This window comes from Youngimonas ophiurae (nom. illeg.) (assembly GCF_049803795.1).
Taxonomy (GTDB): domain Bacteria; phylum Pseudomonadota; class Alphaproteobacteria; order Rhodobacterales; family Rhodobacteraceae; genus Thalassobius.
On the sequence record NZ_JBNAGJ010000004.1, the window covers coordinates 318,200 to 330,793 of the forward strand.

The 12,594-nt window shown below is 61.7% G+C and carries 11 protein-coding genes; 5 read left to right on the forward strand and 6 right to left on the reverse strand.

Annotated elements, in window-relative coordinates:
- Positions 1-49 precede the first annotated feature (49 nt).
- From ACP15O_RS11520 to ACP15O_RS11535, 4 genes are all read right to left on the reverse strand, one after another.
- Positions 50-817 carry a glycerophosphodiester phosphodiesterase family protein gene (locus ACP15O_RS11520; protein WP_425096244.1) on the reverse strand — a complete coding sequence of 256 codons (768 nt, stop codon included), beginning with the start codon at positions 815-817 and terminating at the stop codon, positions 50-52.
- Positions 814-1,278 carry a RidA family protein gene (locus tag ACP15O_RS11525; RefSeq protein ID WP_425096245.1) on the reverse strand — a complete coding sequence of 155 codons (465 nt, stop codon included), beginning with the start codon at positions 1,276-1,278 and terminating at the stop codon, positions 814-816. Before ACP15O_RS11525 ends, ACP15O_RS11520 begins: the two co-directional genes overlap by 4 nt.
- A gap of 63 nt (positions 1,279-1,341) precedes the next feature.
- Positions 1,342-2,649 carry an HlyD family type I secretion periplasmic adaptor subunit gene (locus ACP15O_RS11530; RefSeq protein ID WP_425096246.1) on the reverse strand — a complete coding sequence of 436 codons (1,308 nt, stop codon included), beginning with the start codon at positions 2,647-2,649 and terminating at the stop codon, positions 1,342-1,344.
- Positions 2,646-4,379 (reverse strand): type I secretion system permease/ATPase, encoded by a 1,734-nt coding sequence (locus ACP15O_RS11535; protein ID WP_425096247.1) that lies wholly within the window; start codon positions 4,377-4,379, stop codon positions 2,646-2,648. The genes ACP15O_RS11530 and ACP15O_RS11535 overlap by 4 nt, the downstream gene beginning before the upstream one ends.
- Before the next feature lie 180 nt (positions 4,380-4,559).
- Here ACP15O_RS11535 and ACP15O_RS11540 point away from each other — a divergent pair, with 180 nt between their 5' ends.
- Positions 4,560-5,333: an MlaA family lipoprotein gene (locus ACP15O_RS11540; RefSeq protein WP_425096248.1), complete on the forward strand. Its 774-nt coding sequence runs from the start codon at positions 4,560-4,562 to the stop codon at positions 5,331-5,333.
- A gap of 13 nt (positions 5,334-5,346) precedes the next feature.
- A complete protein-coding gene (locus tag ACP15O_RS11545; RefSeq protein WP_425096249.1) occupies positions 5,347-5,940 on the forward strand; it encodes an MlaC/ttg2D family ABC transporter substrate-binding protein in 594 nt (197 codons plus the stop codon).
- 214 nt (positions 5,941-6,154) lie between these two features.
- On the opposite strand, the gene ACP15O_RS11550 is transcribed toward ACP15O_RS11545, so the two are convergent.
- A complete protein-coding gene (locus tag ACP15O_RS11550) occupies positions 6,155-8,305 on the reverse strand; it encodes a transglycosylase domain-containing protein (RefSeq protein WP_425096250.1) in 2,151 nt (716 codons plus the stop codon).
- Between the two features lie 258 nt (positions 8,306-8,563).
- Between ACP15O_RS11550 and ACP15O_RS11555 the strand changes: the two genes are divergently transcribed.
- Entirely contained in the window at positions 8,564-8,902 is a 339-nt protein-coding gene (locus ACP15O_RS11555) for a P-II family nitrogen regulator (protein ID WP_319827750.1), read from the forward strand.
- A 31-nt stretch (positions 8,903-8,933) separates the two neighbouring features.
- Positions 8,934-10,268 (forward strand): ammonium transporter, encoded by a 1,335-nt coding sequence (locus tag ACP15O_RS11560; RefSeq protein ID WP_425096251.1) that lies wholly within the window; start codon positions 8,934-8,936, stop codon positions 10,266-10,268.
- Positions 10,269-10,326: 58 nt separating this feature from the next.
- On the opposite strand, the gene ACP15O_RS11565 is transcribed toward ACP15O_RS11560, so the two are convergent.
- A complete protein-coding gene (locus tag ACP15O_RS11565) occupies positions 10,327-11,265 on the reverse strand; it encodes a LysR family transcriptional regulator (protein WP_425096252.1) in 939 nt (312 codons plus the stop codon).
- Between the two features lie 94 nt (positions 11,266-11,359).
- Here ACP15O_RS11565 and ACP15O_RS11570 point away from each other — a divergent pair, with 94 nt between their 5' ends.
- Positions 11,360-12,580: a urate hydroxylase PuuD gene (locus tag ACP15O_RS11570; protein WP_425096253.1), complete on the forward strand. Its 1,221-nt coding sequence runs from the start codon at positions 11,360-11,362 to the stop codon at positions 12,578-12,580.
- Positions 12,581-12,594 lie beyond the last annotated feature (14 nt).

The window sequence follows — 12,594 nt, forward strand, 5'->3', positions numbered from 1 at the left end:
CTGTCCCTTGCGTCCCTTTTGGCAGTATCTGAGCCAAAATTGCCCCGGATCAAGCGGGGATCGCGGCGGCGTAGCCCTCGAAGGTCACATTTTCCGCGATCTTGCGGGCTTCTGCCTCGGCCTGAGCCGAGCGGATGGTCCAGCACAGCACATGGGCACCGCGGTTTTTCAGATCCACAACGCGCGGGCGAGGCAGGTCGGCGGCTTCGTGACTGATGAAACAGGCTCCGACCGAGTCATAGTCGGGGATTTCGCGCAGCCTGTCGCGGGTGCGGGCGGGCAGCAGCTGCCAATCCGCGGGGGTATAGGCGCTGGTGGTCAGCCCGCGCGGCACGTCAGGCGCAAGAATCTGCATTTGCAGCATAGAGTGCGGGTTGAAAGACATCACCGCCACCTTGCCGGTGTATCCGGTCAGGGCCTGGGCGGTTGCGCGCTCCAGCAGGCCAACATTTGCGCCCATTGCGCCGTCCTGATCCTTTAGCTCGACCAGCAGAGGCACGCGCCCGCCGATCAGATCCAGCATCTCAGGGAACGTGCGGATCGTGTCCGCCCCGCCCGCTAAGGCGATCTGCGCCAACTCCTTGGCCGTTCGCCCCCGGATCGGGCCGTTTTCACCCGTCAGGCGCCCCAGGTCATAGTCGTGAAACACCATCGCCTGCCCGTCTTTGGACAGTTGCAGGTCAATCTCAATCCCATAGCCCGCGTCTATCGCGGCCCGGATCGCGCTGACCGAGTTTTCCACCCGGCCGGCGCGGATGTCATGATAGGCGCGATGCGCGATCGGGGCTTTCAGGAACCCCCGTGGCAGGGGGCTCATTTGATCTGGAAAATGGCTTCGATTTCGACGGCCACGCCCAGCGGCAGGGCGGCGGCGGACACCGCCGAGCGCGCATGGCGGCCCTTGTCGCCCAGGGCCTCGACCAGGAAATCCGAGGCCCCGTTAACCACCTGGGGCTGTTCCACATAATCGGGTGTCGAGTTCACGAAACCGACCAGTTTGACCACCCTTTCCAGCCGGTCTATATCCCCCCCGCAGGCGGCCTTTAGCTGCGCTAACAGGCTGATTGCACAGGTTTTTGCGGCGGCAGCGCCATCGGCGGTCAGCAGGTCGTCGCCCAGTTTTCCGGTGATGAACCCATTCGCATCCGCAGATACCTGGCCGGACACATACACCATGTCCCCCACGATCACATAGGGCACATAATTCGCAGCCGGGGCTGGCGCGTCGGGCAGGGTGATGCCCAGTTCAGCCAGGCGGGTTTCGATGGTTCCGGTCATGTCCGTATCCTTGCGTTTGAACGTGCGCGCAGGCTAGCGCACCGCCCGGCGAATGCAAGACGCCTATTCGCGGAAGGCCTTGGTGAAATAGTCCGACAGGGGCTTGATCAGATAGGCCAGAGGCGTGCGGTCCTTGGTGCGGATGAAGGTCTCGACGGGCATTCCGGGCAGCAGTTTGGCCCCGTCCGGCAGGCGCGACAGCTCTCCCTCGTTGGGCAGAACCTCAATCCGGTAAAAAGCGGCCTGGGTGGCCTGATCAGTAAACGCATCCGCCGAGATTTGCGCGACTTTGCCAAACAATTCCGGGGTGTCCCGCTGATCGAATGTCGAAAACCGCAATGTCACGTCCTGCCCAAGGAAAATCTGATCCACATGAATCGGAGGCACCTGCGCGGCCACCACCAGAGGCCGGTCCTGAGGCACAAGAAACAGCACGGGATCGGCGGGTTTGATGACCGAACGGGGGGCGAAAAACTGTAGCCCATACACGACTCCGGACACCGGTGCCCGCAGGTTCAGACGCTGTAGTTTTTGCAGCGTCGCGCGTCGGTTTTCTGCCGATTCCAGCTCGCGATATTGCAGGTCGCGCAGGGTGGTCAGGGCCTCTTCGCGGCGCAGCGTGTCCTTTTTCAGGATTTCCAGCTCAATCTCGGTGATCCGCCCCTCGGCCTGCGCCCGTTCCGAGGCCAGTTGCCCGACCTGCCCGGCCAGCTTTGCCTCCTCTCTTTGCAGGGAAAGAACCCGCGCGGCCTGCGCCAGGCCCTTTTCCAGCAGGGTGCGCTGGCTGGCCAGTTCCTCTTGGATCAGGTCCAGCTGTGCGGACAGTGCGCTGCGCTGCGCGTCGATGCCCTCGATCTGGCTGCTGATCTGCCCGCGGCGTTTTTCCAGTTGCGCGATCTCCTGACGCACAGAATCCAAGCGCGCCTGCAACAGTTGCGCCTGCCCCTGCATCAGTTCCAGCACCTTGGGGTCGGCCGCGCCGGCCTCTTGCAGGCGGGGATCGAACCGGATGTCAGCGCGGCCGTCGCGCTCGGCCTCCAGGCGGCCACGGCGGGCCATCAGCTCGTAAAGCTGGCCTTCGATGATTGTCAGCTGGGTTTGCAGATCGTCCGGATCCAGGCGGATCAGCATCTGTCCGGCCTCGACGAAATCGCCCTCGTCCACCAGAATATCCTGAATGACGCCGCCGTCGGGATGCTGCACGACCTGCCGGTTCTGGTCTACCTCGACCTGCCCCGAGGCAATCACCGCGCCCGAGATATTCGTCAGCGCCGCCCAGCCGCCGAAACCGGCGAGCAGCACCACCAGCGCTGCCAGCCCCAGCGTCAGCGGGCCGCGCACCGGGAATTTCGTGGTGTCTGTCCGGGTCATTGGACGCCCCCCTGATTATCGCCGCGCGCCAGGGCCTGTCGGTTCTGTACGACTTTTTTAAGTACATCGTCTTTGGGGCCAAAGGCGCGGACCTGGCCGCCGTCCAGCATCAGCAGCAGATCGCATTCCTGAATGGCGGCGGGGCGGTGGGCCATGATCAGCACGGATTTGCCCTCGGATTTCATGGCGCGGATGGCGTTGTTCAGGGCCTGGCTGCCTTCGTTATCCAGATTTGAGTTCGGCTCGTCCAGAACCAGGATCACCGGGTCCGAATACATTGCGCGCGCCAGGCCGATCCGTTGGATCTGACCGCCCGACAGACGCCCGCCCGAGGCCGCAACGCGGGTGTCGTACCCCTCGGGCATCTTCAGGATCATCGCGTGGGCGTCGGCCTTTTTCGCGGCGGCGACGATTTTGGCCGCATCCGGGGTGGGGGACAGGCGGGCGATGTTTTCGGCAATCGTGCCGTCGAACAGCTCTACCCGTTGTGGCAGATAGCCGATCAGCTGGCCCAGAACGGAGGGGTCGTATTGCTCGATCGATGCCCCATCCAGACGGATTTTCCCACCTGCGGGCCGCCACAGCCCGGTGATTGCGCGCGCCAGCGTGGATTTCCCCGCGCCCGAGGTGCCAATGACGCCCAGAGCCTGCCCCGGCTGCACCACGAAATTCACCATCCGCAGCGTGGCCTGCGATTGTCCGGGCGGGACCAGCGTCAATTGCTGCACCTCCAGCTTGGCCTGGGGCGTGGGCAGGGCGGTGCGCGGCTGTTCGGGCGGGACGGTGCCCAGCAGCAGCGCCAGGCTTTCCCAACCTTTGGCGGCGCGCTGGAACAGGGGCCATTGACCGATGGCCAGCTCGATCGGGGCCAAGGCGCGGCCCATCAGGATGGAGCCCGCAATCATTGCACCGGGGCTTAGTTCGCCCACCAGCACCAGATAGGCGCCCAGCCCCAGCATGGCCGATTGCAGGAACAGGCGGAAGGTCTTGGTCAGGACGCTGAACAGCCCCCCCATATCCGAGGCCGCCAGCGATTGTCGCAGCGCCTGATCGCGGGCTGTCTGCCAGCGATGAAAGCTGGCCTCGCGCATTCCCATGGCCTGCACCATTTCCGCTTCATTCACCATTTGCCCCGAGATCTGCTCGGACTGAACGGTGGCCATATTGGCGCGGGCGACGGGCAGGCGCGTGGTGGCCTGATTCAGGATGGTCAGCAGGATCAGGATCGCCCCGCCTCCGATTGCCAGATAGCCCAGCCAGGGGTGAAACAGCAAAATCCCGGCCAGGAAAATGGGGGTCCAGGGCATATCGAACAGCGCCATCAGCGGCGGAGAAATCAGCAATCGCTGGATCGATTCCAGATCGCGCAGCCCGGTGGCGCTGCTTTCGTCCGGCGCGATCGAGGATTTTCGGATCACGGCGTCAAACACACGTTGATCCAGCCGCGCCTGAAACCGCGAACCCACCCGCGCCATGATCCTTGCGCGCGAGAAGTCCAGCAATCCCATCATCCCATACAGGAACCCGACAATCAGGGTCAGCCCGAACAATGTTTCAAACGACCGGCTGCCCAGCACCCGGTCATAGACCTGCAGCATGTAGAGCGGCCCGGTCAGCATCAGCAGGTTCACGAAAAAACTGAAGAGTCCGACGGTCCAAAAGAGCCCGCGACTCTCGCGTCGCGCGGCGCGCAGCTCGTCTTTGCCAGCTTCTATTTTTGGGTTCTTCATTCTCTGAGGTCCGGTTTTCCCATGGCCTGCCCTTTCGGTTTGTGGCGTTTTGCTGTAATTGCAACGCCCAAAGCTCTGTCACACATCTGCCACAGAGAATTGACTTGCCGGACAGGGTGGCTGGGCTTCCTTAATACTTCGACTAAATAGATCACCAAACGACTGATATTGGAAAAAAACGTGCCGGTACAGCATTACAATATCCCTTCTTCCGTTTTGCCTAAGTTGGGCGCGGCCGTGTTGATTGCGGCTTTGGCCGGGTGCACCGTTGCGGGGCCCGACCATCCGCAAGGCGAGATTTTCGATCCCTATGAAGAGGGCAACCGTAAAACCCACGAATTCAACCGCGCCCTGGACCGGGCTCTGGTGCGGCCTGCCGCCAAGGGCTATGTGACCGTCGTCCCCGAGGGCATCGCGATCAGCGTCGGTAATTTCGCGGAAAACCTGGGCGAGCCGTCCTCGGCTGTGAACCACGCGCTTCAGGGGGATGTGCCGGGCGTGGCGCGGAACGTGACCCGCTTCGTGATCAACGTGACACTGGGCTTTGGCGGGCTGTTCGACGCGGCCTCGGATCTGGGGCTGTATCCGGACGAATCCGATTTCGGCGAAACCCTGCATGTCTGGGGTGCCCCCGAGGGCGCCTATGTAGAGCTCCCCGCGCTTGGCCCGTCCACCGAACGCGACGCTGCGGGCAAGGTGGTGGATCTGTTCACCAACCCGCTCAGCTATGTTTTGCCGACGCGCGAACGCAACATTGGCAAGGTCGCCGAAGTTGCGGCAAAAGTAGGAGACCGGGGCCGCTATGCGGATATCGTCGATTCCATCCTCTATGAAAGCGCCGACAGCTACGCGCAGGGACGGACCATGTACCTGCAAAATCGCCGGCACGAACTGGGAATGGCCACCGAGGATACCTATATCGCCCCAGAAGACATCGACACGGATGGGTTTTAAGAAGGGTACTTAAATGTCGTATTTTTCCCGCCGAATTTTTCTGGCCGCTACCGGGGCCAGCCTGGCGCTGCCGGGGCAGGCTCTGGCTTTGAACAACGCGCAGGCTGAAACGCTGGTGAATGCGCTGGTGTCCGAGATCAACCGGGTCATCGACTCGGGCAAATCCGAACGGGCGATGATTGGCGATTTCGAGGTGATTTTCCGCAAATATGCCGATCTGCCCTATATCGCCGCCTATGCCATGGGCGTGGACGGTCGCCGCGCCAGCAGCGCACAGAAGAAATCCTTCACCGAGGCCTTCACCGGCTATGTCTCGCGCAAATACGGCAAACGGTTCCGTGAATTCATCGGGGGGCGGCTCGAAGTGCAGGGCGTGCAAAAGGTCAAAAGCTTCTATCAGGTGCGCACCATCGCCCACCTGCGCGGCGAAGCCCCGTTCGAGCTGGACTTCCATGTTTCGGATCGCACCGGCAAGGATCTGTTCTTCAACATGTATATTGAAGGCATCAACATGCTGCTGACCGAACGCGAAGAAATCGGCGCCATGCTGGATCGCCGCAAAGGCGATATCGACCAGATGATCACGGATTTGAAGAAAACCGGCTGATCCGGCCCGCTTCAAACCAGACCGCCGTCCCTGCGCAAGCCTCTATAAATCACCCTGGTGATTGCCGGGCGCTGGGGCGGCTTTCTCGTCTTCACACTGCGGGGGCTAAGATGCGTCACCGTCCGGCAGCCCGAGACGGCGGCAAAGCCGACGACGAGCAGACAAGCGCGCGTTAGCGCTCCTTTGGATCAAGGCCCGGAAACGCCCCCCCGGATCAGCGGTTGCCACCCCCGCCCAGCAGATCGTCCAGCAGTCTTTCGATCCCCTTCTTGGTCCGGTCCCGGTCATCGCTGGGCGTCCTTTTGGGCCGCGAGCCCCCCTCCAGCATCGGCAGCGGCGAGACGGGCACGCCTTCGTGCACACGCGTCATCGTTTCGTGCCAGATCTCGGCGGGTAGCCCCGAGCCCGTCACCCCGGTCAAAGGCGTATTGTCATCATAGCCCATCCACACCCCGGCCACATAGTCGGCGCTGAACCCAATGAACCAGGCATCGCGCGCGGCCTGAGTGGTGCCGGTCTTGCCCGCGATCGGACGATCCCCCAGCAGCGCCCGCCGCCCGGTGCCCTCGGTTGCAACCTTGTGCATCATCCAGATCAGCTCTTGCGCGGCCTCTTCGCGGATCACCCGCTCGCCGATCCCGCCGGTGGCGGTCATCACGGGCTCATCATCGCCCTGCATCCGCAATTCGATCAGCCCGTAGGGCTTAACTGAACTGCCGCCATTCAGAATCCCGGCATAAGCGCCCGTCATTTCAATCAGCGTGGATTCCGAGGCCCCCAGCGCCAGCGCCGGTCCCTGCGCCAGATCCGATTCCAGCCCGAAATCGGCGGCAATCTTGCGTACATTTTCCAGCCCCACATCCTGCGCCAGTTTCACCGCCGGGATGTTCAGAGAGGTCCGCAAAGCCTCGGTCAGGGTGACGCGCCCGTGGAATTTGCGGTCATAGTTCTGTGGTGTCCAGGCGCCCGAGCCGGGAATGTTGATGGTGATCTGTTCGTCCACAATCGTGTCATTGGCCGACCAGCCCAGCTCCAGCGCAGTGGCATAGACAAAGGGTTTGAACGAGGATCCCGTCTGCCGCAGCGCCTGGGTGGCGCGGTTGAACGCCCCGGCGACCTTGGTCTTGCGGCCGCCCACCATGGCGCGCACGGCCCCGTCCGCGCTCATGACAACAATGGCGGCCTGCGCCTTGGAACCTTCCTTGACCTTGTTTTCGAAAATATAGGCCAGCGCGTCCTCGGCGGCGGTTTGCAGGCGCTGGTCCAGCGTGGTCTTGATCACCACATCCGAGGCCGAGCTGCGGGTGAAAAACTCGGGCCCCGAGGACATCACCCAATCGGCGAAATAGCCGCCGGCGCGGGCCTCGGCGGCCTCGGACAGCTGGGCAGGGGTGTCCAGCGCGGCCTGGGCGGCGCGATCCGACAGATAGCCCTGTTCCTGCATCAGCCCGATCACCACCCCGGCCCGGTTCTGTGACCGTTTCAGATTGTTGGTGGGGGACAGGGACGTGGGCGCGGTCAGCAGCCCGGCAATCATCGCGGCCTCGGCCGGGTTCAGTGCGGCGGCGGGTTTGGCAAAGAAACGCTGCGCGGCGGCCTCGGCCCCGTATGCGCCGCCGCCCATATAGGCGCGGTTCAGATAGATGCTGAGGATCTCATCCTTGGTGTATTTGGCCTCCATCGCCATGGAGTAAATCGCCTCTTTCGCCTTGCGCCACAAAGAGCCCCGGCGGCAGTCGGCCTCGTAGGCGGCCTCGCTGTCCCATTGGGTGTCATCGTAGACAACGCCCAGGCATAGCAGTTTCGCGGTCTGCTGCGTGATGGTGGATCCGCCATGCCCCGAAAGCGGCCCGCGCCCTTCGCGCAGGTTGATGCGGATGGCGCTGGCAATGCCGCGGGGGCTGAGTCCGAAATGCAGATAGAATCGTTTGTCCTCGGTCGCGATGACGGCGTTCTTCAGATGCGGGCTGACGGATTCGGCCGTCACCGCCCCGCCAAAGGTGTCGCCGCGCCAGGCAAAGATCTTCTCGTCCCGGTCCATCATCGTGACCGAGCCCTTGGCGCGCCCGTCCAGCAATTCGTTTACAGGCGGCAAAGTGGTGTAGAAATACCCGACGGCCATTGCGATCAGCAGGCAGACAATCAGCCCGATCCGCCAGGAAAAGCCCCAGATCAGGCGCAGCACCCAGCGAAACAGCCCCAGAATCGCTGCTATGATGGGGTTTCTGCGCGTCTTTTTGGCGGGCGCCTTTTTGCGCGGTTTGCGCGTGGCAGCCGGTTTTTTCGCCGTCTTTACCGTTTTTTTAGGGTTTTTATACCGTTTTTCCGCCACCAACGGCGGCTTCTTACGCCCTGAATCACTCATCTCTTGCCCTGCCCGAGCCCAATTTTTTCACATCATACCCGGTGATTCCGGGAATGTTGAGGTTTAGCTGCATCCCAAATGCGGTTTTCATTAAGCCTTATATTTGTGCAGATATGCTGTAATGATTAAAAAATAAGCAAACACCTTCGGTTTTAGTCGCATTTTTGGGCTGTTCCCTTCCCCCGACTGCTGAACCTCGTGTTTCTCTGCGAGTGCAATCAGCGGGGGTGCCCGCAGCATAACGACAAGGGGATCAAGGTGAAACTCATCATTGCTACGATCAAACCGTTCAAGCTGGAGGAGGTTCGCGAAGCGCTGACCGAAATCGGCGTGCGCGGCATGATGGTGACCGAGATTAAAGGTTTCGGTTCGCAGTCGGGCCACACGGAAATCTATCGCGGTGCCGAATACGCCGTGAATTTCGTGCCGAAAATCAAACTGGAAATCGTGGTGAATGCCTCGATGGCCGATCAGGTCGTCGAAACCATCACCAACACTGCACGTACCGGCAAAATCGGTGACGGCAAGATTTTCGTGCTGGATGTCGCACAGGCAGTTCGCGTGCGTACCGGCGAATCGAACGATGACGCGCTGTAAGACGCGGACGGGGGAAACTAAGGAAATGACTATGAACCTGACGAAAAAACTGGCCCTGGCCGCCGCGCTGACCGCGCTGCCCAGCCTGGGTCTTGCAGAAGAAGGGCCGGTTGCGGGCGTGAACCCCTCGACCGATACCGTCTTCATCCTGAACTCGCTGCTGTTCCTTGTGGGCGGCTTCCTGGTGTTCTTCATGGCTGCTGGCTTTGCCATGCTGGAAGCAGGCCTGGTGCGTTCGAAAAACGTGGCCATGCAGCTGACCAAGAACATGGCGCTGTTCGGTCTGGCCGCCATCTTCTACTACCTGATCGGTTATAACCTGATGTACCCGCTGGGCACCTGGTCGGTCGAAGGTATCCTGTCCGGCGTCTGGGGCCCCGGTGTTCTGGAAGCCGTGGGCGTGACCGCTGACGCAGCTGACGATTACTCCTATGCCTCGACCGGCTCGGACTTCTTCTTCCAGCTGATGTTCTGTGCTGCCACTGCCTCGATCGTGTCGGGCACCCTGGCCGAGCGTATCAAGCTGTGGCCCTTCCTGATCTTCACCATCATCCTGACGGCCATCATCTACCCGTTCACCGCATCGTGGACCTGGGGCGGCGGTTTCGTGGGCGAGGCTGGCTTCTCGGACTTCGCTGGTTCGACCATCGTGCACTCGGTCGGCGGCTGGGCTGCTCTGACTGGCGCGATCATCCTGGGCCCGCGTATCGGCAAGTACAAAGATGGCAAAACCATCCCGATGCCCGGCTCGAACCTGACGCTGGCAACCCTGGGGACGTTCATCCTGTGGCTGGGTTGGTTCGGCTTCAACGGCGGTTCGCAGCTGGCCATGGGCTCGGTTGGTGACGTTGCCGATGTGTCGCGTATCTTCTCGAACACCAACACCGCAGCAGCAGGCGGCGCTATCGCGGCCCTGATCCTGACGCAGATCCTGTACAAAAAGCCTGACCTGACCATGGTGCTGAACGGCGCGCTGGCCGGTCTGGTGTCGATCACCGCCGAGCCGCTGACCCCCACCCTGGGCGCAGCTACCCTGATCGGTATGGTCGGCGGTGTGATCGTGGTCTTCGCGGTTCCGATGCTGGACAAGCTGAAAATCGACGACGTGGTTGGTGCCATCCCGGTCCACCTGATCGCCGGTATCTGGGGCACCATCGCTGTTGTCTTCACCAACGGTGACGCAACCATCGGTGCTCAGCTGTACGGTATCATCGTCATTGGCCTGGCCACCGTGGTCATGTCGGCAGTCGTCTGGTTCATCCTGAAGATTGTCATGGGCCTGCGTGTTGACGAAGAAACCGAGATCAACGGCCTGGATATGGCTGAACTGGGTATGGAAGCGTACCCCGAATTCTCCAAAGGCTGATTTCTCCTTCCTGATCAGCTTTTCGACACTGACCCAGGCGCGCTGCGCCTGGGTTTTTTCATTCGGATCGGCTGGCCGGGAAATCCTGCGGAACGGCCGCCAGCGCCTCTTTGCAATGGGCCGTGATGAAATCCGAGAACAGCTGCACCTTGGGATCGCGCAATTTCCTGCTGGGCGTAAGCGAGGCCAGTTGCGTGGGCAGGGGCGGCGTTTGGGGGGCAACGGGCACCAGCGCCCCAGAGCGCAGATGCTCGGCCACCTCGAATATCGGTTTCAGGACGATCCCGGCCCCATCCAGCGCCCACCCGGTCAGGACATCGCCATCGTCGGTTTCAAATGGCCCCCGGATTTCAAAGCGTCGCGGGCCGGCCTGGGTTTGCAGCGTCCATTGAAACTCTTTAGCGCCGGGAAAGCGCAGGTTCAGACAGTCATGCGCCTGATCCACCAGAGCCTGCCCGTCCGCCGGCATCCCGCGCCGCGCCACATAGGACGGAGCCGCGCATAAAATCCGTGGGCAATCCGCGATCACCCGTATTTTCAGATCGCTGTCCGACAAAGGCCCCAGATGAAAGGCCAGATCCAGCCCCTCGCCGGTGACATCCACCACCCGATCCGACAGGCGCAACCGGATGTCGATCTGCGGATAGGCGCGTTTAAAGGCGGGCACGGCTGGGGCGATGAACCTGCGCCCGACACCCAGAGGCGCGGCCACGAACAGCGTTCCGCGCGGCGATTGGGTGGCCTCCATCACGGCGGCCTCGGCGGTGTCGATTGCATCCAGAATGCGCAGGGCCCCGTCATAGAACAGCTCGCCGTGTTCGGTGGCGCTGAGCGCGCGGGTGGTGCGATTGAACAGCCGCACACCCAGGTGCTTTTCCAGCTCGGCAATCCGCGAAGACGCCACCGCGGGCGAGCATCGCTGATCCCGCGCCGCCGCGCTCATGCCGCCCAATTCATAGACGCGGACGAACATGCGGATGTTGTTCACGTAGGACATTATCAGCCATCTCTTGAAACTGTTGCTGTGATTAGCAGGATTAACAAACAAGTCCGCGCTGCGATAGCCTGCGCAAAACAGACAGGAGAGGCCCATGCTGGATTGGATCGTCATCACCGAATGGCTGGAGTTTGCCCTGCGCTGGCTGCATGTGGTGACCGCGATCGCCTGGATCGGGTCTTCGTTTTATTTCATCGCGCTGGATCTGGGCCTGCACCGCGATCGCAATCTGACCAGCGGCGCAGACGGAGAGGAATGGCAGGTCCACGGGGGCGGTTTCTATCACATCCAGAAATACCTGGTCGCGCCGGAAAACATGCCCGACGGGCTGGTGTGGTTCAAATGGGAAAGCTACGCCACCTGGCTGACGGGATTCGCGCTGCTGGCGGTGGTTTACTACATGGGGGCCGAATTCTATCTGGTGGACCCGACCGTTCTGGAGCTTGAGGCCTGGCAGGCGATTGCCATTTCCGTGGTCTCGCTGGCCTTTGGTTGGGGGGTCTACAACACCCTGTGCAAGGTTTTCGTGAACGCCAACCAGACTCTGCTGATGGTAGCGTTGTTTGTCGTGCTGGTGGCGATGTCCTATTTCTATACCAGCGTTTTTTCTGGCCGGGCGGCGCTGCTGCACCTGGGGGCGTTCACGGCGACGATCATGTCTGCCAACGTGTTCTTTATCATCATCCCCAATCAGAAAATCGTGGTGGCTGACCTGATGGGCGGGCGTAAACCCGATCCGAAATACGGGAAAATCGCAAAACAGCGCAGCACTCATAACAATTATCTGACGCTGCCGGTGATCTTCATGATGCTGTCGAACCATTATCCGCTGGCTTTTGCCATAGAGTATAACTGGATCATCGCGGCTTTGGTGTTTCTGATGGGGGTTACGATCCGGCATTTCTTTAACACCATGCACGCGCGGCAGGGGATGCCCTGGTGGACATGGGGGCTGACGGCGGGTCTGTTCGTGGCGGTGATGGCGCTGTCGCTGGCCCCGATGTGGCGCGAGCCCCCCGAGGAACTGTCAGCCATTGAGACCCGGTTCGTTCAGGCCGACGGGTTCGAGGATGCCTATGACATCGTGATGGGCCGTTGCTCGATGTGCCACGCACAAGAGCCCGCCTGGGACGGGCTGCGCCACGCGCCCAAGGGTGTCGTGCTTGAGACCGAGGCGCAGATGGCCCGCCATGCGCGCGCGATCTATATGCAGGCCGGAGTGACCCACGCGATGCCCCCGGCGAACCTATCGTGGATGGAGCCCGAAGAGCGCGCGCAGCTGGTGGCCTGGTATCGCGCGGCGCTGAAAGGCTAGACCAGAGGGGCGAT

Bases quoted from the DNA above. Each gene is read 5' to 3' on its own strand.
- ACP15O_RS11520 (WP_425096244.1), bottom strand. From the start codon at position 817: ATGAGCCCCCTGCCACGGGGGTTCCTGAAAGCCCCGATCGCGCATCGC.
- ACP15O_RS11565 (WP_425096252.1), bottom strand. From the start codon at position 11,265: ATGTCCTACGTGAACAACATCCGCATGTTCGTCCGCGTCTATGAATTG.
- ACP15O_RS11530 (WP_425096246.1), bottom strand. From the start codon at position 2,649: ATGACCCGGACAGACACCACGAAATTCCCGGTGCGCGGCCCGCTGACG.
- ACP15O_RS11570 (WP_425096253.1), top strand. From the start codon at position 11,360: ATGCTGGATTGGATCGTCATCACCGAATGGCTGGAGTTTGCCCTGCGC.
- ACP15O_RS11545 (WP_425096249.1), top strand. From the start codon at position 5,347: ATGTCGTATTTTTCCCGCCGAATTTTTCTGGCCGCTACCGGGGCCAGC.
- ACP15O_RS11535 (WP_425096247.1), bottom strand. From the start codon at position 4,379: ATGAAGAACCCAAAAATAGAAGCTGGCAAAGACGAGCTGCGCGCCGCG.
- ACP15O_RS11560 (WP_425096251.1), top strand. From the start codon at position 8,934: ATGAACCTGACGAAAAAACTGGCCCTGGCCGCCGCGCTGACCGCGCTG.
- ACP15O_RS11525 (WP_425096245.1), bottom strand. From the start codon at position 1,278: ATGACCGGAACCATCGAAACCCGCCTGGCTGAACTGGGCATCACCCTG.
- ACP15O_RS11550 (WP_425096250.1), bottom strand. From the start codon at position 8,305: ATGAGTGATTCAGGGCGTAAGAAGCCGCCGTTGGTGGCGGAAAAACGG.